Source organism: Bradyrhizobium sp. 2S1 (assembly GCF_011516625.5).
In the GTDB taxonomy this organism is placed as follows: domain Bacteria; phylum Pseudomonadota; class Alphaproteobacteria; order Rhizobiales; family Xanthobacteraceae; genus Bradyrhizobium; species Bradyrhizobium septentrionale.
Genome location: NZ_CP147718.1, coordinates 78,036 through 94,773, shown reverse-complemented (window position 1 = coordinate 94,773; position 16,738 = coordinate 78,036). Strand labels below are relative to the sequence as shown.

General features: G+C 61.7%; 13 protein-coding genes and 6 pseudogenes. 11 read left to right on the top strand and 8 right to left on the bottom strand.

From position 1 onward, the window contains the following. Nucleotides 1–786: 786 nt before the first annotated feature. Nucleotides 787–1,089: pseudogene (locus HAP54_RS52745) on the bottom strand (formyltransferase family protein); the annotation flags it as partial. Nucleotides 1,090–2,597: 1,508 nt separating this feature from the next. On the opposite strand from HAP54_RS52745, the pseudogene HAP54_RS51130 reads away from it, so the two are divergent. From HAP54_RS51130 to HAP54_RS51105, 6 genes and pseudogenes are all read left to right on the top strand, one after another. Next, nucleotides 2,598–3,865, top strand: a pseudogene (locus HAP54_RS51130) (IS256 family transposase). Nucleotides 3,866–4,147: 282 nt separating this feature from the next. After that, nucleotides 4,148–4,795, top strand: a complete 648-nt coding sequence (locus tag HAP54_RS51125; RefSeq protein WP_166217781.1) for a hypothetical protein — start codon at nucleotides 4,148–4,150, stop codon at nucleotides 4,793–4,795. Then, nucleotides 4,782–5,624, top strand: coding sequence for an efflux RND transporter periplasmic adaptor subunit (locus HAP54_RS51120; protein ID WP_224742116.1), 843 nt, complete (start codon nucleotides 4,782–4,784; stop codon nucleotides 5,622–5,624). Before HAP54_RS51125 ends, HAP54_RS51120 begins: the two co-directional genes overlap by 14 nt. Beyond that, complete coding sequence (locus HAP54_RS51115; protein ID WP_224742115.1) at nucleotides 5,621–5,884, top strand: hypothetical protein; 264 nt, start codon at nucleotides 5,621–5,623, stop codon at nucleotides 5,882–5,884. The genes HAP54_RS51120 and HAP54_RS51115 overlap by 4 nt, the downstream gene beginning before the upstream one ends. Further along, nucleotides 5,881–7,116: an ABC transporter permease gene (locus HAP54_RS51110; RefSeq protein ID WP_166293535.1), complete on the top strand. Its 1,236-nt coding sequence runs from the start codon at nucleotides 5,881–5,883 to the stop codon at nucleotides 7,114–7,116. The genes HAP54_RS51115 and HAP54_RS51110 overlap by 4 nt, the downstream gene beginning before the upstream one ends. Next, complete coding sequence (locus tag HAP54_RS51105; protein WP_166293533.1) at nucleotides 7,113–7,544, top strand: ATP-binding cassette domain-containing protein; 432 nt, start codon at nucleotides 7,113–7,115, stop codon at nucleotides 7,542–7,544. Before HAP54_RS51110 ends, HAP54_RS51105 begins: the two co-directional genes overlap by 4 nt. Before the next feature lie 26 nt (nucleotides 7,545–7,570). On the opposite strand, the gene HAP54_RS51100 is transcribed toward HAP54_RS51105, so the two are convergent. Continuing rightward, nucleotides 7,571–8,905, bottom strand: a complete 1,335-nt coding sequence (locus HAP54_RS51100; protein WP_166202952.1) for an IS1182 family transposase — start codon at nucleotides 8,903–8,905, stop codon at nucleotides 7,571–7,573. A 57-nt stretch (nucleotides 8,906–8,962) separates the two neighbouring features. On the opposite strand from HAP54_RS51100, the pseudogene HAP54_RS51095 reads away from it, so the two are divergent. The 4 genes and pseudogenes from HAP54_RS51095 to HAP54_RS51080 all read left to right on the top strand — a co-directional run. Continuing rightward, a pseudogene (locus HAP54_RS51095) lies at nucleotides 8,963–9,277 on the top strand (ATP-binding cassette domain-containing protein); the annotation flags it as partial. A gap of 743 nt (nucleotides 9,278–10,020) precedes the next feature. Further along, nucleotides 10,021–10,305 carry a DUF736 family protein gene (locus HAP54_RS51090; RefSeq protein ID WP_224742114.1) on the top strand — a complete coding sequence of 95 codons (285 nt, stop codon included), beginning with the start codon at nucleotides 10,021–10,023 and terminating at the stop codon, nucleotides 10,303–10,305. Then, a protein-coding gene (locus tag HAP54_RS51085; protein ID WP_166293531.1) for an IS630 family transposase occupies nucleotides 10,266–11,212 on the top strand; the annotation gives its coding sequence in 2 pieces (ribosomal slippage) (nucleotides 10,266–10,605 and nucleotides 10,605–11,212; 948 coding nt in all). The genes HAP54_RS51090 and HAP54_RS51085 overlap by 40 nt, the downstream gene beginning before the upstream one ends. A 12-nt stretch (nucleotides 11,213–11,224) precedes the next feature. After that, a pseudogene (locus HAP54_RS51080) lies at nucleotides 11,225–11,386 on the top strand (DUF736 domain-containing protein); the annotation flags it as partial. 105 nt (nucleotides 11,387–11,491) lie between these two features. On the opposite strand, the gene HAP54_RS51075 reads toward HAP54_RS51080, so the two are convergent. From HAP54_RS51075 to HAP54_RS51055, 5 genes and pseudogenes are all read right to left on the bottom strand, one after another. Further along, nucleotides 11,492–12,547 (bottom strand): nucleotidyl transferase AbiEii/AbiGii toxin family protein, encoded by a 1,056-nt coding sequence (locus HAP54_RS51075; protein WP_166293529.1) that lies wholly within the window; start codon nucleotides 12,545–12,547, stop codon nucleotides 11,492–11,494. Beyond that, a complete protein-coding gene (locus HAP54_RS51070; RefSeq protein ID WP_166293527.1) occupies nucleotides 12,540–13,133 on the bottom strand; it encodes a DUF6088 family protein in 594 nt (197 codons plus the stop codon). Before HAP54_RS51070 ends, HAP54_RS51075 begins: the two co-directional genes overlap by 8 nt. A 194-nt stretch (nucleotides 13,134–13,327) precedes the next feature. Continuing rightward, nucleotides 13,328–13,522: pseudogene (locus tag HAP54_RS51065) on the bottom strand (helix-turn-helix domain-containing protein); the annotation flags it as partial. A 629-nt stretch (nucleotides 13,523–14,151) separates the two neighbouring features. Further along, nucleotides 14,152–14,655, bottom strand: coding sequence for a type II toxin-antitoxin system YhaV family toxin (locus tag HAP54_RS51060; protein WP_166293526.1), 504 nt, complete (start codon nucleotides 14,653–14,655; stop codon nucleotides 14,152–14,154). Further along, entirely contained in the window at nucleotides 14,652–14,993 is a 342-nt protein-coding gene (locus HAP54_RS51055) for a type II toxin-antitoxin system PrlF family antitoxin (RefSeq protein WP_166293524.1), read from the bottom strand. The genes HAP54_RS51060 and HAP54_RS51055 overlap by 4 nt, the downstream gene beginning before the upstream one ends. A 204-nt stretch (nucleotides 14,994–15,197) precedes the next feature. Between HAP54_RS51055 and HAP54_RS51050 the strand changes: the two are divergent. Beyond that, a pseudogene (locus HAP54_RS51050) lies at nucleotides 15,198–15,475 on the top strand (DNA -binding domain-containing protein). 8 nt (nucleotides 15,476–15,483) lie between these two features. Here HAP54_RS51050 and HAP54_RS51045 read toward each other — a convergent pair. Then, nucleotides 15,484–16,683 carry an RHE_PE00001 family protein gene (locus HAP54_RS51045; RefSeq protein ID WP_175619233.1) on the bottom strand — a complete coding sequence of 400 codons (1,200 nt, stop codon included), beginning with the start codon at nucleotides 16,681–16,683 and terminating at the stop codon, nucleotides 15,484–15,486. Nucleotides 16,684–16,738 lie beyond the last annotated feature (55 nt).

Sequence of the window (16,738 nt, the reverse complement as noted above, 5' to 3'; positions counted from 1 at the left end):
CGGCACGACAGACGCAACAAGCACCTCGAGCGCTTTCACGCCGGCTCGCGATCCATTCGGCGCGGGAGTCCATCCCAATTGAAGCTCTGATTCCCCCGTGATGCGGGCGAGATAGACCAGCCAAGCAGTTAGCAAGAATTCCGCGCGATCACTGGGGGACAGCCCAAGCAACTCTTCTGGAATTCGCCACGCACTAGACTGCCATCTGAGCCCAGCCGCAGCTTTTGCAGACGGCAAAAAAGCAAGCTGGTATGTTTTGAACTTCTCAAGCCGCCCTCGCCAAAAACTCTCCCGAGGCGCCAACAATTCATGCGCAACCGTTATGCTCCGGGCCTCGTCATCGCTCAGAATCGGGAGGCGGCCGCCTACATCGAAACCAGAACGCCTCGCGACTGTCCGCGCGTCCAGAGCCTGACCATCTGAGCTGCCAAACCAAACATCAACATCCTCTGTGCCTGTCGCGACACGCCAATGGCTAGGGTGGATTTCAACTAGAGACCCCGCCGCAAAGCCCGAGCTCCCGGCCGTCACCTCCAAGCGCCTGACGGGGACGAAGTCATCGCCTACAAAAACCTTGGACAGACCCAACAGATTGGCATGATAGGGGCCAAAGTCCAAGGCACGTGTCATCGCTGCCAGACCCTGCGCTGGTCGATCCCATCGCAGACAACCCGCAGCATCTGGGCGGCGACGTTTCGGGAAAAAACTTCGGTCCGCTAGCGCCTGCGGACGAGCACCGAGCTCTCCATTTGTTAAGCCAGTTAGAAGCTCGCGGAAGCCCTCGATAGCAGCCTCATAACATCTGAGATTCAGCGTCAATGCCGTATCACTCGGCGCAATCAACACTTGGCGCTGTACTACCAGCTCACCAGTATCAACCCCATGAGCGATACGATGCCACGTGATGCCATGTTCGGTCTCCCCGGCAAGAAGCGCCCAGGACGTCGCATGGGTTCCTGCATATCGCGGCAATGGACCGTCATGGTAGTTGAAAGCGCCTTGACGGGCTCGCCCAAACACCTCCGGCGGCAGCACGAACGGATTAGCAACGGAAAAAATCCATTCCACCGGCTCGGCCTTCAGCAACATGGAGAGCTCTTCAACGCTCACCACACATAGGATATTGGCGCGAGCGGCCCAATCGGCGAATGTAGCGTCGGCACACAGCGCCGCGCGGATGTCGTGACCCATCTCCTTTGCTAGCTGCAAGCACCTTATGGCTAGCGTACCACTACCAACAAAGACGCTAGAATAAATTGACGGAGTTGCAGCCTGCTGCCTGCTACTGTCGCTTGGCCCGTAAGCATCTGTGCGCATCGGAGGAGACTGATGTACTATCTTCATCGCTCAGCCAATCCGTCGCGTAGGTTGAGCAGCTCCACCCAAGGCGCCCGTACCATAGAGACTTGGACCTGCCGCACTGGTCAGGATTTGATCGAGAGCTGCCGCGTGAACGCTCATCGAATCCGACCAACTTAGAGAGCTACCAGCTCGAATAACGACAGCGGCGCCTCCGCGACCAAGCGTCATTCGGCCGGACCACTTAACAGTGCAGCGTCTATGGCGGTGAGTTGACTCAGTCGAACAAGCTTCATCTGACTGTGCGGGCGGGTCACCGCGGGACCGCCATGGCCCCACAGATCCTTCACCGTCTCATAGCAATCCGCGTGCCACAAAGAAGCTTTACAAATCCGGGTTGAAGAGCGAAAGAGCACGTGCTTTTCGCCGCGGCGCCGAAATACTTAAGCCTCAGTGTCCAATTTCGGACATAACGTCTTCAGCTGGACATGGCGAAACATGACGACTTCAAACTCAGAGGGTTGCTTCTCGTGCCGAACTCGGACATCTGCCTGAGGGGGATCTTCCGATGGCGACTCATGATCGAACGCTTGACGTTGAAACACCAAGTGTCACGCGATCTTGCGGTATGATCTAATGTTATTGGGCGGCCGAGACGCGGCCTGTCAATCGGGCCCTTTGATTGCTGCATATAGTCAAGCTTCCACTTTTTGGCTCGCCGACGACACGACGGTAGCGCCCGTGCCGTCGGAGCGGCTCAGGGTTGCAGAGACGGCGCCGGCGCGGCTGAGATTATGATGCTTGGATCGGCCTATAGCTGCCCCCATGAGCCAAAGCGCCCATAGCGTGCGTGCTGTCTTATTCACTATCGCCACCTTCATCGGCCGACACTTGACCAAACTCATGATCCATCCCAGCTGCGATTCGCCGTCAACGCAGATCGAGCGCCATTGGATTAACAGCGTGCGCAACTAGGAGTTCGGCGTTTGCTGATGCCAAGCAACTTCAGGTGCCCGCCCGTAGCTGTTTGTCGAGGAACCCATCCAAACCAGTCGGCAAACTCGCGTCACGTAACCGCTTTGGCATCGGCAATCATCACGACAGTCGCTGTGGCCGTGAGCAGACCGAACCAGGAATCGCCGCGAGCCGCCCGGCATGCATCATTCAGTTTGTGTCAGTCACGCCGCCGGCGCTCGATGGTCCCGTCGCGGGGTTGGTTGGAATTGAAGGTGGCGTAGTCTCCGAGGTGATCAACCTCGAATCATCCAGCGTTGGAGCGCCGGACCGGAGACCACGCCATGAGCAGCAATATCACGAAGACGCATTCGCCGCAGTGTGGAGACGAGGCGGCTCCCCAGCTTTTCGACGATTGGTTCGATCCGATCGAAACTGCGGTGCGGGAACGAGCGCGGGAATTCATTGAAGAATTGATCCGCAGCGAGCTCGATGTGGCCCTTGCGCGCCCGCGGTACGAACGCATCAAGATGGCCAGCCGCGAGGGGACGGCCGGCATTACGGGGCATCGGCATGGCAGCCGACCGCGGTCGCTGACCGGCAGCTTCGGGCCGATTGAGATCGCGGTCCCGCGCGCGCGGCTCAACACGGCCGACGGCAAGACCACCGAGTGGAAGAGCCAATCGCTGCGGGCCTACCAGCGCCGCACGCTGGCCGCCGACGCGCTGATCGCCAGCTGCTACCTGGCCGGCACCAACACGCGCCGTGTGCGCCGGGCGCTCAGCGCTCTGTTCGCTGGCGCAGTCGGCAAGGACACGGTGAGCCGGGTGTGGCGCAAGGTGAAGAGCGACTGGGACGCCTGGAATGCCCGCTCGCTGGCCGCGGAGCCGATCGTGCGATTGATCCTCGACGGCACCGTGGTGCGGGTGCGGCTCGACCGCAAGGCGACCGCTATCTCGCTGCTGGTCATCATCGGTGTGCGTGCGGACGGTCAGAAAGTGTTGCTCGCGATCAAGAGTATGGGTGGCGAGAGCACCGAAGCCTGGCGTGCCCCGTGCTCGACGATCTTATCCGGCGTGAGCTGCGGCGGCCCGAGTTCCTCATCGTCGACGGCGCGCCAGGGCTTGAGGCTGCGATCGCCGCGGTATGGGACGGCGTGCCAGTGCAGCGCTGCACGGTCCACAAGCACCGCAACCTGTTGGCGCATGCGCCCGAGCGCCTGCATGAGGAGATCACCGCTGACTACAACGACATGATCTGCGGGGCGACTCGCGAGGAGATCGAGGCGCGGCGCAAGGCCTTCATCCGCAAGTGGCGGCTCAAGCATCGTGCGGTGGCCGACAGCCGGCAGGAAGCCGGCGACCGGCTCTTCACCTTCACGCGACTGCCGCCGAGTCAATGGAAGAGCGCACGCACCACCAATGCAATCGAGCGGCTGCACGAAGAGTTCAAGCGACGGATCAAGACGCAGGCCGTGTTGCCATCAGCGGACACCGCGGCAATGTTGTTCTGGGCTTTGCTCGCTTCCGGCCAGATCAACATGCGCAAGGTCGACGGCTGGAAAACGCTGGCCACCAAACCCATCGATCAGCCAATTGACCTCGCCGCGTAATCAGATGGCTTCACAATGTCGGAGATTGCCCACTCCAGATTCCAACCACATCCCGGACGGCACCCGCTCGATCTCCAGGATCTCCTCGTTGAGACGATCGATCCGCACAAACTGTTCGCCTCAGCGTATCCATCAATACTCTAGGCAGGCACTCCGCCAGACGGACGAAGATGACTGGTAGGCACTTGGCAATCGCGGTGGCGCAGACTTTATCTTCGTATGTTGCGCTCCCTTTGATCCTAGTCAATCCCCGCGAGGCTGTATCCTGCCAAGATAGTCACCATGTTTTTGGAGGCTGATCATGCAAGCCGCGACATCATGATTTCTTCGGTGACCACCGTCGGCACGACTGCAACCGTCTGGCAGGCCGCCAAGGTCCTACCGAGAGCACGGGATCACCGTCACCCCTGTTGTCGATGGCCGCAGCAGAGTTGTCCGCATCGTCACGAAAGCCGACCTGCCGCATCGGGCCGAACGGGAATCGAGCGCCTCTATCTCTGGTGGCTGCGTTGCCGCGCACGGGCATCCGATCGGGTGAAATCGCAAGCTGTCGATAGCAGCGACATCATGCCCTTGGAAGTAGCGACCGCCGCCCGGGAGATGCCGCTGCACGAACTCCCAATGCTGCTCGAAGAGCACCCGATTCGAGTGTGCTCCGATCGTCAACAAAGGTCGGGCGGCGCGTCGGGATCGTCAGCGGAGACCAACCTTCGGCAGGCGAACGCCAGCGCCCGGCCGCAGCTCGAGATTTCACTTCCCCATTCCTGCATCGGGAACACGCTGCTCGGCGATTTTAAAGAGTGGGTCCCCCTTCAACTGAATGCAGCCGTTCAAGACGGCGCCGTTGACGTGGGAAACACCAATCCTCGCTACCGTCTTGGGCGAGATCTTCGGGCCTCGATCGGGAAGCGCTGCGATGACTGTCTCTGAGGCCGAATCCCAAATGAACGTGCAGCTGCGAACGCTTCCGGCGGCGGAGACGGAAGCGAAAGATGCGAAAGCAAGGCCGCCGGGACGTGGCCGGAAGCTGATCGGCGGCCTTGTCTTTGTCCTAGCCGCCATCCTCGTCTGGTATCTGCACGAGCCCGAAATCGCGATCGCGCGTGCCGTTCGCGGTCCGGTGGCCGAGATCGTTTATGCCACCGGATCAGTCGAGCCCGAAACTTGGTCGCGCCTCACGCCCCTGGTGCGCGGTCGTATCATAGAGCGCTGCAGATGCGAGGGCAAAGCGGTTCACAAAGGAGACCGCCTGGCTCGGCTTGACGACACTGAGGCACAGGCCACGCTCAACGACCTGCGAGCGCTGGAGAATTTCCGGCGCCATGAGTTCGAACGGCAATCCCACTTGTTTGCGCTTGGCGCGACGACCGCGCAAATGGAACAGAGGGCCGCAAGCGACCTCGCACGCGTCCAAGCCCAGATCGCCGCACAGACGCAGCGGTTGAGATTCTACGAAATAGTCGCTCCGATGGATGGCACGGTACTGCGGGAAGACGGGGAGATCGGCGACATGGTGGATCCTGGCACGATCCTTTATCGCCTCGCACTTGCAAAGTCGCTCTGGGTCGTCGCCGAGGTCAACGAGGAAGACGTCCCCCGATCGAACCCGGACAAAGAGCGTTGTTGCGGACCGACGCGTTTGCAGGAAAGGTGCTCTCAGGGTTCATCAAGGAAATCACGCCGGCCGGCGATCCCATCGCGAAAACCTTCCGGGTTCGGATCGGATTGCCCGACGACAGCCCACTTCGCGTCGGCATGAGCGTGGAAGCTAACATTGTTGCACGCGAGAAGCAGGATGCGATCGTCGTTCCTGCCAATGCCGTGATTGGCAACGAGGTACTGGTCGTCAAGGACGGCCGCCCGACACCGCGCAAAGTCGAGATCGGCGTTCGTGGCGCCGGCCACGTCGAAATCGTCGACGGCCTTGAAGAGAATGAGATGGTGGCGTCGCCCGCGACCGCGAACATCCAAACACGTGGTCATGTCAAGGTACGGGCGACGGATGCGTCCTCACTATGAAGCTGATCCTTGCCATCGTTTGGACGCACATCACATACCGCATCCACCAGACGCTGGTCGGGGTGGCGGGCGTCGCAATTGGCGTCGGCTTCTCGATTATGATGGCCGCGCTGATGGAAGGATCGCAGAACGACTTCATCTCAACACTGCTCGACGCGCTCCCCCACATCTCCCTCACAGACGAACGGCGTGAGCCGACGCCCCAGCCCGCCGACCTCCTCTACACCGCTGCAGAAATCCACGGTCTCACGCCCGCGGTTCGACGGCCCGGCATCAAGAACCCGATGGCGACCATCGCCTCGCTACAGACCTGGGTTGCGGCCGCCCTTACCCCCTCGGTGCAATCCAAGGCCATGATGCGTTATGCGGGCCGCAATCTTACGATCTCCGTGATCGGAATTGATCCACACACCGAAAGCAGCGTGTCCAATCTCGCGACCCACGTACGCGAGGGCAGCCTCACCTCGCTCTACCGTGCCTCCAACGCGATTCTGCTCGGCGATGGCCTTGCGCGCAAAATCGGCACCCGCGTCAACTCGAAAGTCACGCTGGTTTCTGCCAGGGGTATCACCGTGACCGCAACCGTAGTGGGCACCTTCCATTCCGGCTTCCGCGCCACGGACGCAACGACAGGCTACGTCCTGCTTCGCACTGCGCAGACCCTTGAGAATCAGATCGGGATCGTGAACGAGATTCGGGTTCGTGCGCGCGAGCCAATGGAGGCGCGCCTGATCAGCGAGCGTATCGGCGAGCAGACCGGCTACAAATCGATCTCCTGGCAGGAAGCCCAGGAGGATCTGCTGTCGGCCATCACCATTCGTAACGTCCTGATGTACACGATCGTCGGCGCCATTCTTCTGGTCGCAAGCTTGGGCACCTACAGCATCTTATCCACCATCACACGTGAAAAGACGCGCGACATCGCAATCATGAAATCGCTGGGGTTCACGGAACGCACCGTGAAGGCGATCTTCATGATTGCGGCCATGACGATTGGGCTTTTCGGCGCGGTACTCGGCTGCGGATTTGGCTATCTCCTGACGCGGGGAATGGCTTCACTGGAGTTCAACGATTCTTTTTCGGACCACAATCATCTTCCAGTGCTCTATTCGGTTACCCATTACACGATCGCCACCTCGGTCGCGCTGACAACCAGCCTTGTCGCCGGATACTTTCCCGCGCGCGCGGCCGCAGAGGTCAACCCCGTCGACATCATCAGGGGCGCGACGTGACGGCAGCGCTTATCGTAGCACGGAATGCGACAAAGGTGCTGCCAGGCATCGCCCCGGTGACGCTGGTTCGCGACTTGAACTTGTCGATTGGCGCGCGCGAGCTGATCGCGATCACAGGTCCGTCCGGATCGGGCAAGTCATCGTTGCTCTATATGCTCGGTCTGCTGGATCTTCCTAGCAGCGGCGATATCCTGGTCAACAATCGCTCGACTACGGCAATGAGCGCGGAGGAACGCGCCCATATGCGGCTGACCCAGTTCGGCTTCGTATTTCAGTTTCATTTCCTGCTGCCGGAGTTCTCGATTACGGAAAATGTCGCACTGCCGATGCGTGCACTCGGCAAGCTTTCCCAAGCGGCGATCTCGGCTAGAGCCATGGAACTGCTCAACTCCTTGGACCTAGGAGCCCGTCCAGATATGTTTTCGTGACGGGCATTTGTTGTAGAGTAGCAGGCTCAGGCTGCGTTTGCGAGGTTGAACAGCTTGAGGAGGTTATGGACGGTGCAGATCATTGTCCACTCGGCGCGCACTTTCTCGATGCCCCGCAACAGGAACTGGCGGAAGCCTCTTGCCTGTTTGATCTGCCCGAACACCGGCTCCACCACTTGCTTTCGCAATCGGTAGGGTGTTTCGAAGCCGCCATCGTCGATCTTCTTTCGCATGGCCTGTGTCAGCGGGCCGCCGACTTTTCCGTTCGCTACTGTCGGGTGCTTGGCGCGTCCGGGCGCGACATAGCCATCGATGCTGCGTGTGTCGAGCGCTTCGAGATTGGCTTCGCTGCAGTAGCCGGAATCCGCTGAGGCCTGCCGCGGCTTGCGGCCAAGATTGCTCTCGATGGCCTCGATCAGGGGCACCAACTGGCCCTGATCGCTGCCGTGCTGGGTCAGTTCTTGCGCGACAATGATCTGGGCATGTGCATCGACGGCCGCCTGGGCATTATAGGCCTGAACGAAGCCATCCTTCGACTTCATGATGCGGCTTTCCGGATCGGTGAAGTTGCGTTGCGCCTTGGGATTGGGTTCCTCCGATGGCAGCGCCGCCGGTTTGCCCGGCTTCTTGCGGCCTTCGGCCTGGCGCTGCTGTTCCTTTTCGGCCTCGATGCGGCGCTCTTCCTCCGCCGCCAGTTTGGCGTCCGCTTCCAGCGCCGCCATCGCTTGCTGGATCTTCGCCAGCCGTTTCTGCTTGTCGACGGTCCAGTCCGGCAGTTCGTCGCTGTTGCCGAAAGTCTCATCCTCCGAGGCATCCGCCGCCTCGGCGGCCGCCAGCATGCGAGCGACCTCGGCCTTCAATTCCGCCTCGCGCTTCTTCATGCGCTCATAACTCATCGCCTTGTGTTTCGACGCGTTCGCCTTGATCTTCGTACCATCCAGCGCGACATGACCGAGCTTGACCAGCCCGGCCGTCTCGCACAACTTCAGAACCTGCACGAATAGCGCGCCGAGCGCCTTCAAATGTCGCTTGCGAAAGTCGCTGATCGTCCGAAAATCCGGCGCATCCAGCGCCACGATCATCACAAAATCGTTCCGCTCCCGGCAGGCCTTGGCAATCCGACGCGACGAATACAGCCCACTCGCATAGCTATGCAGCAGCAGCGCCACCATCATCCGCGGATCAAACGGCGGCTGCCCAAGCCCGCTCACATAGCTGCCCATGATCTCCCTGAGATCGAGGCTCTCCCGCACCAGATCAACCATAAACCGCGAGACATGGCCTTTCGGCACGAAGTCCTGCACATTCGGCGGCAGAAGCAGCGTCTGATCGATGTTCCAAGGCCGAAAATACTTGCTCATCGCCCAATGTTGAATCAGACCCGACCAGATTTGAACAGCGACTATCCAGACAAGCTCCTAGGCGATCATCTTCGCAAACGTCCAGATCAGCTCTCCGGCGGCCAGCGTCAGAGGGTAGCCGTGGCTCGCGCGCTCGCGAATGACTCGCCGGTCATCCTTGCGGACGAGCCGACCGGCAGCCTCGATTCCATCTCGACCATGCAAGTATTCGAAATGCTGCGCGATCTCGTTACGGAGCACGGCAAGACGGTCGTAGCAGTGACGCATGACGTCAACCTTGCCACGCAAATGCATAGACGGCTGCACATTGTGGATGGACACCTGGAGAAGGACGAGCGGACGCCGATGGCGATCGCGCAGGGGGCTGGGTGACCTCAGCGGCTACGCGATAGCAGTCGACCTTATGTCGGACCCAGCTCAATTTCGCTGCTGGGCCAGCATCGGGAGTGCCCAGGCCAAAAGAATGGTAAGGCTGTGTTTCGCGGACGGGCTCGAATCGACGTCTCGGGTAGGACCGAGAAGGCCTGCATCGCGAAAATGATCAACATCGACAGAATGGCGGTGTTTTGCCTCCAGATGAGTTCATCACGTCAGCACGATGGCGCGCGAATGCTTCCTCGACCAGATTGCCGGGGGACTCAAAGGGTTGCCAGCGGAAGATCGAAAGGAACGTCGAATTTCGCGGCGAGTTTCACCATCTGCTCCACCATGCTTGTCACGTTAAGCGGTTTCGGGCCTCGACCAGCAAGCTTGAGGAATTGTCAGATGTGCGGTGAGCGGTGATCGGGTTCTTTCCTCGGTCAAGGTTTCGATGATCGCAGTTCGTGTTCTTGGCCGTTTCTTCTGGCACACCCACGTCGTCCTTGATTGGCATGTCTGACCGAAGGGCGGCGTCGCTTAAGCGCCGCCTCGCTCTTATCCCCGCAACAGCCGGTTACGACTTTCTTCCCCTGGACCGCTGCGCGTCCATTCCTCGCGCAAAACAAGAAAGTCGTGCCCTGGCTGCCCTCTACTGCGTGCCGGCCCCTGCGGGGTGCGGGTCGACCGCCTCCGGTCTGTCGCCAGCCATCGAGGCCGCGATGGGCGTGGCCCGGAAACTGAAAAAGGACACGACAATGGCGACCATCGGCACCTTCACCTCGACCGGCAACGGCTTCACCGGCACGGTTCGCACCCTCGCCCTCAATGCCAAAGCCAAGCTGGTGCGGGTCGAGAACCCCTCCGACAAGGGACCACACTTCCGCATCTTCGCCGGTAATGTCGAGCTAGAGCAATTTCCGACCGGAATGAATCGGGTGGGGATTCCCAAAACGGCGCGAGTCAGATTCAAGCTGCATGCTGGCGAGGGAGGCCAGCATGTATGGCCAGGGCGCTTTCGGTTGATCTTCGTCAAAGGGTGATAGCCGCGATTGACGGTGGCATGTCCTGTCGACAGGCTGCTGAGCGCTTTGGTGTCAGCGCGGCCAGTGCGATCCGCTGGCGCGGTCGCCTCAAGGAAGTTGGCGACATCGTTCCTAAACGCCAGGGCGGTGACCGCAAATCGCAGCGCATCGAAGCGCATTCGCAATTGATTCTGGAGGCAGTGACAGCGAAGCCGGATATCACGCTCGCCGAGTTGCGAGAACTGTTGAAACGTCGTGGAATATCGACTGGCATCGCGTCGCTCTGGCGTTTTTTCCAGCGCAGAAAGATCACACTTAAAAAAAGACAGCGCACGCCGCCGAGCAACGGCGCGGCGATATAAATGCCGCGCGTGAGGAGTGGTTCGAAGGGCAAATCGATCTTGACCCTGAGCGTCTCGTCTTCATCGACGAAACCAGCGCCAACACCAAAATGGCGCGGCTTTACGGCCGCTCGCCACGCGGCGAGCGATGTCGTGCAGCTATCCCACACGGACATTGGAAGACGACGACATTCACCGCTGGATTGCGCTCCGACGGTCTGATCGCGCCGCTTGTTCTGGACGGTCCAATGGATGGCGACGCTTTCCTGGCCTACGTCGAGCAATTGCTCGCCCCATCGCTGCGGCCGGGCGATACCGTTATCATGGACAACTTGCCCGCTCACAAGGTCCATGGCGTTCGAGAGGCCATCCGGGCGGTCGGAGCAAGCCTGCTCTATCTTCCGCCCTACAGTCCAGACTTCAACCCGATCGAAATGGCCTTCTCTAAACTGAAAGCCCTGTTGCGGGCCGCCGCAGCGCGCACCATGCCCGATCTCTGGCAAGCAATCGCCAACGCTCTCAAGCGCTTCTCACCCGAGGAATGCCAAAATTATCTCGTCGCGGCTGGTTACGACGCAACGTGATCGGAAAATGCTCTAGGAGCGGCTTGGCAGAAGACCGCCAGGGACACCGAGCGCGATTACCTCTCGGTCAAGCTGGACGACCCGAGCTTCCCGGCTCCGATCTACGCCACCCTGATCGAGGTGGAAGGCCAGGAAGGTCTCCAGCTCATCTGGTCCCGCCCCAGCCGGGATTGAGGGCCGCCTTCGCGAGAAGATCCGTAACCGAACGACGACCGCCTGACCATGTGCGGCGCCTTAAATCCTGCGGCGTGGCGGTCCACCGGCTATGGGCGTGGCAGGCTATTGGGAAGTTGAAGTCGACGCGTTTATCGTGTCTTGCAGTTTCTGGATGCGCGCGAGGATATCGTCAAAGTCCAGCGGCTTGTCGTCGAACATCATCGGGGCCATGTCGCGATAGTCGGCGCGCAGATCGTTCTGACGCGCCTTCGACGGCATCAGCTGCAACTTCCCTGGCCGCGCTGTGTCGTAGCTGGCCCAAGCTGAGCGAAAAAAGATCGCCTTGTGCTTCGCGACCTGCCCGAGCAGCTCGAAGTCGGAGGCAGCGGCCTTTCCATCCTCGGTGTCGAGCAGTATCGCGATGTCGTAGTAGTGCCGCGAAAAATATTGCGGCGTTGGCGAGTCCTTCGGCCGGTGCGCCTCGGCGTGCAGCGCCGTGGCTTTTTCCCAGAACGTGCGCCGCGCCGACAGCACAGTCACGGTACAATCCGGCTCCTCGAAGAACCCTGGAAAGTCGTCCGCCGCATAGGGCCGGATGGTCTTCTCTTCTGTTGGCCAGGGATCGCCGCGTGCGCCAAACTCCAGCTTCACCCGCGGAGTAATGTAGGCCATGCCTTCATACGCCTCCTTGCTCAGCGCGGTTGGATAATGGAAGTTCACGGTCTGCGGATCGCTCGCGTCGATCTGCAGCGACCATTCGCCCCTTGTCGGCTCACCGAGATGTTTGGCGATCGCTGCACGAAGGGCGGGCAGCAGCTTCTCGGCAATGTGCTTCGCAACGTCACCGACGAGATCTTCGATGAGCTTGCCGGCCTGCTTCCTGCTGATCCCTTCCTGTTCCGGATCGCGATTCCCGGTGTAACCGAGATCGGCGCGATCGAATGACAGGTCAATGTCCTCGGAGAAACGGCGGATCGCGCCGAACGCCTTTGACAAGGACGTCCCACCCTTGAAGATAAGAGTGGGCGCGTCTTTGTTCGGCATCTCGAAAAGGCGCTTCAGGGTCCAGCAGACCCAGAAGTCTTTCTCGATGACGGTATTGGCGACGCCACGTGCCGCTCCGGTCTCGCCGAAGAGCGCCGCGCGATCGGAGGCGTCGAGGAGAGCGACTCTATCCATCGCGCGCACCCGACATGGTGTTGGCGATGGAGACGAGAGTTGGCCGCATCCATGCAGGAGCCTGGACAGCGCTCGCGGCGAGCATCTTCTTGTCGCGCGCCGACAACTGACGGATCGCGACCTGAACGACGTCGGTTGCCCGGATCGGCCCCAGATGACGCAGAGCTTGAACGACGGTGCCAGCTGGGCTGCCGGGAGCGATCAAGTGCTTGGGCGAAGCGTGCCGCAGATCGATGGTTCGCTTGCCGAGCACGACGCGGCGGGGCGGGCCATCGGTCAAATAAGTGCTTTTGGCCGGGACCTGCGTGGACAAGCCAAGGACGTTGGCCGCGCGCGCGCCGGCGATCTGAACCCGCGAGCCTGTCTCCCGGGCAAGCGCCTGCGCGACATCATCGGGGCCGGGCGAGAGCGGGCCAAGCTTCGGATGCACCTTCGGGAAATCGTAGAGGCCGCGCGCCAGGCGGCGCAGTCTGCCGCCCTTAACCAGCCGAGAGAGCGCCTGATCCACCGCCGCGCGGCCCGCCATGTCCAGAAAGTCGGCCGGCGTGAAGACGCTACCGCGCCCGCCGGTGCGGGCGCGCTTCAAGATCCGGTCCGGAACTGAGGGCGCTTTCATACGTCAGAAAATAATACATAGTTTTCTGACATTCAAGGTCTCAAAATCATCATTTGTCGCGGTCCACGGTTCGCCGGTCTGCCGGCGTCCTAACAGAGGGCCGTGCTCAGGGCTTCCCTATTTGACCCAGTCCAGCCCTGCCTTCGGGCACTGACTTCCGCGCGCTACAAGACGTCCCACGCCCGATAGCGTCCCCGGCCGGTCGCCTCGCGCAAGCCGAGCTCGGCGACGAGGTTTTGGGCCGCACGGGGCGTGATCGCGAGCTCCGCGGCGATCATGCCGGCCGAGACGATCGGCCGAGTCAGCACGTAGTCGAGGTGAGCCGGCAGTTTTGAAGTGGCGCGACGGCCGGCGAGCTTGCCGGTTCGCGGTCGCACCAGGCGCGCACGAGGACTGAGCGGCCGGCGGCCACTGAGCCGATCACGACGAGAGATGTCGGCCCGCTGGTCTTGCTTTGCGAGCATCGCCACAGCTTTTTGTCGAAGGACGCGACGCGTCGCCGCCGAGCCAATGGCCCTCATAGGGATCAGCCCGTCGCTTGGTTTTGACGGCTTCTTCGGCGGGAGGCCCGCAAGGTGGTCGCGATACCGAGTCAGGCACCATGTGGTGCGCAATTGGAATCTATTCGCCGGTGCAGCAACCGCCCACGCTGCGGGCGCCAGCCGTGGCTATGGAGCCCATTTAGCTTATTCCCGTGAATGGTCACCTTGCTACGAGGATATCAACCGACCAGTCTGAACTCGAGGCCGAAGTCGTAGTTGGACTACGATAACGAACATTAATCTAAGCGAGGAGAGTGAGCTTTATCGATCCCGCGCCGGGGGCACGATTTCAAAACGTCCCCACGCGCAATAAGTCGCTGTCTGAACGCCCTGCGCAGGCCGAGCTTCGCGACGAGATCCTGCGCCGCGCCGGGGCGAGTTGCTCCGCTACCACCCGCCGCGATGCCCGAATCCCACCGAACGCTTGGTTGCTGGCCGAGCGAGAGCTATGTCTTAGGAGCGGCGCGAGCCAGCCGTTGCTTCGCCGAATCTGCGCTCACCTCCGCGAGCAGGTCCGGCCAGCTGTCGGGCGGATTGCCGCGATTGAGCATCCTGCGAAACACCGCGTAGGCGTCGTCTGCGCTCTCATAAGCACGCAACGTCGTGTCGTCATTGACCCAGGCCAACACTATCACATTCGCGTCCGCGGACTGCTGGTAGCGAAAGAACAGCCGGAACTGTTGCAGGAATTTTGCCCGGAACCAATGCTTGTACGCGTCACCGAGCGTGCCGCCCTGGCGGTAGGTGTCGTGCGTCGGGTCGCTCGGAATGTCTTCGAACGCGACCTTGAGAACGGCCGCGAGCAGTTTTGTAGCGCGCTTCTTCTTGTATCCTTGCGGGTCTTTCTTCCGCGCTTTTTCGACGGCGCCGACCATCGCCTCAAGCTGGTCGAGAAACAACGGGTGCGCGTAGATCGTCCAGCCGTTGATTTCGAGCGTCTCGTGGCTCACGCCTCGTCGTCCGCAAGCGGCGCGTCGAGATCGACCTTAACGCCCTTGACCAGATCCTTGCCGCGGGACACGAGTGAGCGCGGCACCGGCCGTATCCGCGACGGTTCTTTCGCCATGTCGCGCGCGAGAAATGAAAGAAACTTGCCGATCACGGGATCGCCATCCTCGACCTGGGCCACCTTCTTCGCGATCACGACGGTGCCATCCGCAAGCCCGCGAAACACCACTTGATCGCGCTTGCCGAGCGCGAGCATTTTCCGGATTGCCGCGGGCACGGTCGTCTGGCCACGCTCAGTGACGGTGGCGGGGATTTCGAGAATTTCAGCCGTTTTCGCCATGGCCGGCTCCGGGGGTTGCACACTCTCGATGTAATGCATTTGCATTGTATGTCAAGCCGCCACCGGCGCTATCGATACACAGCAGCAGCCAGGGCGCCCGAGGATGCCGGTGATGCACCACGTGGTGCGCATTTGGGATCTATTCGCCGGTGCAGCATCTAGCCTACGCTCGGTCGCCGGAGTCTCGTCCGTGAAAGTCGCCCCATGCAGAAGCCCCCGCTTGACCCGGATGTCGCCGACGAAGCACCGACCGCCTCCGTTCTGACCGGCTACGACGAAGAGCACCTGGTCACCTACCTGCGCCTGCTCGACGCCGAAGCCGACGGCGCCGACTGGAAAGAGGTTGCGCGGATCGTGCTGCACCTTGATCCGGCCCAAGAGCTTGATCGGGCCCGCCGCGCCTGGAGATCCCATCTCGCCTGCGCCCACTGGAGACCGAGCACGGCTATCGGCATCTGCTTCGTGGCGGGGCACCGCACTAACTCGGCGTCTACAGGATGGCCCACGCCCGATAGCGTCCCCGCCCGGTCGCCTCGCGCAGGCCGAGCTCGGCGACGAGGTTTTGGGCCGCGCGGGGCGTGATCCCGAGCTCCGCCGCGATCATGCCGGCCGAGACGATCGGCCGGGTCAGCACGTAGTCGAGGAGCGCCGGCAGTTTTGAAGTGGCGCGACGGCCGGCGAGCTTGCGGGCGAGCAGGTTTCTGGTCATCAGCCAGCGGTCGTGGTCCTTGCGGCCGGCCTCGGCCGCGGCCGTCATCGCCTCGAGCTGCACGGCGAGCCGCGCTGCGGCGTCGCGCGGCCGCCGGCGCTCACGCGAGATAGTTTTCAGGCCGGCATGTAGGCACGGCAGATGCCAGCGTGTCTTGCCGCGCGCGCGCAACACGCCAGCTGCGAGCAGGCGGCCGAGCCAAGGCGTGTGCTCGAGCGGTTCGATCGCGTCCCAGGCATCCGCGGCGATCGCCGCCGCCAGGGTGGGCGGCAGCGTGCGGGTCTCGTCGACGACGGCGCGCCAGTCGTCGAGGCGGCCGTCCTCGTCCCAGTCGGGATCGTAGACGAGGGAATCCCGCTCCGGCCGCGACCGCGCCTCGTCGGCAAGCCTGCGCTCCGCCCTGGCGTTCGCGGTGTCGACCGCGGCGAAGGCGGCGGCCAGATGGGGATCGGTGTTGATGGCGCCAAGCGGCCCTTCGAAACCCACCTCCTCCCGCTCCGCGTCCTCGTCGACCCCAAGACTTTCCTCAACTTCCTTCCGGTTGCCCGTCCCCTCCTCTCGCTCGCTCCGGCCGCGGAGGCCAGCGAGCCCGGCAACTGACAGCGCCCAATCGGGCTTCGCCTCGGCGATGCGCCGACGGGCGCGCAGCACGGCATGAGCTCGGGTCAGCTCATGGGTCGGGGCGCGGACGTCCATGCCGGCGTCGTGGAGTACGAGGTCGTCGAGGTGGACAAGTTCGCCGTCGAGCCACAGACTGGCGCAAGCGTCGGCGAAGTGCATCCGACTGATCGCGCCGTCACGGATTGGGCTTTTGGCCAGTCGCTCGTCGAGGCGGGCGATAGCATCCTCAGCGCCGGCGAGCGGGCCGGCGAGCTGGGCCCAGGGCAGCGGATCGGGGATTTTGTAGCTGGACGGCAAGGTCTTGATAACCTTAACAGGAAGCGGCGAAACGGAAGCTAACACAGCTTTGGTTTCCGTCATAGCGAGGTCTGGCACACGACGTGTGTCACTATCGATAACCACCCCTTATCGATAG

Bases quoted from the DNA above. Each gene is read 5' to 3' on its own strand.
- HAP54_RS51125 (WP_166217781.1), top strand. From the start codon at position 4,148: ATGTTTTTGGAGGCTGATCATGCAAGCCGCGACATCATGATTTCTTCG.
- HAP54_RS51120 (WP_224742116.1), top strand. From the start codon at position 4,782: ATGACTGTCTCTGAGGCCGAATCCCAAATGAACGTGCAGCTGCGAACG.
- HAP54_RS51115 (WP_224742115.1), top strand. From the start codon at position 5,621: ATGAGCGTGGAAGCTAACATTGTTGCACGCGAGAAGCAGGATGCGATC.
- HAP54_RS51110 (WP_166293535.1), top strand. From the start codon at position 5,881: ATGAAGCTGATCCTTGCCATCGTTTGGACGCACATCACATACCGCATC.
- HAP54_RS51100 (WP_166202952.1), bottom strand. From the start codon at position 8,905: ATGAGCAAGTATTTTCGGCCTTGGAACATCGATCAGACGCTGCTTCTG.
- HAP54_RS51090 (WP_224742114.1), top strand. From the start codon at position 10,021: ATGGCGACCATCGGCACCTTCACCTCGACCGGCAACGGCTTCACCGGC.
- HAP54_RS51075 (WP_166293529.1), bottom strand. From the start codon at position 12,547: ATGGATAGAGTCGCTCTCCTCGACGCCTCCGATCGCGCGGCGCTCTTC.
- HAP54_RS51055 (WP_166293524.1), bottom strand. From the start codon at position 14,993: ATGGCGAAAACGGCTGAAATTCTCGAAATCCCCGCCACCGTCACTGAG.
- HAP54_RS51045 (WP_175619233.1), bottom strand. From the start codon at position 16,683: ATGACGGAAACCAAAGCTGTGTTAGCTTCCGTTTCGCCGCTTCCTGTT.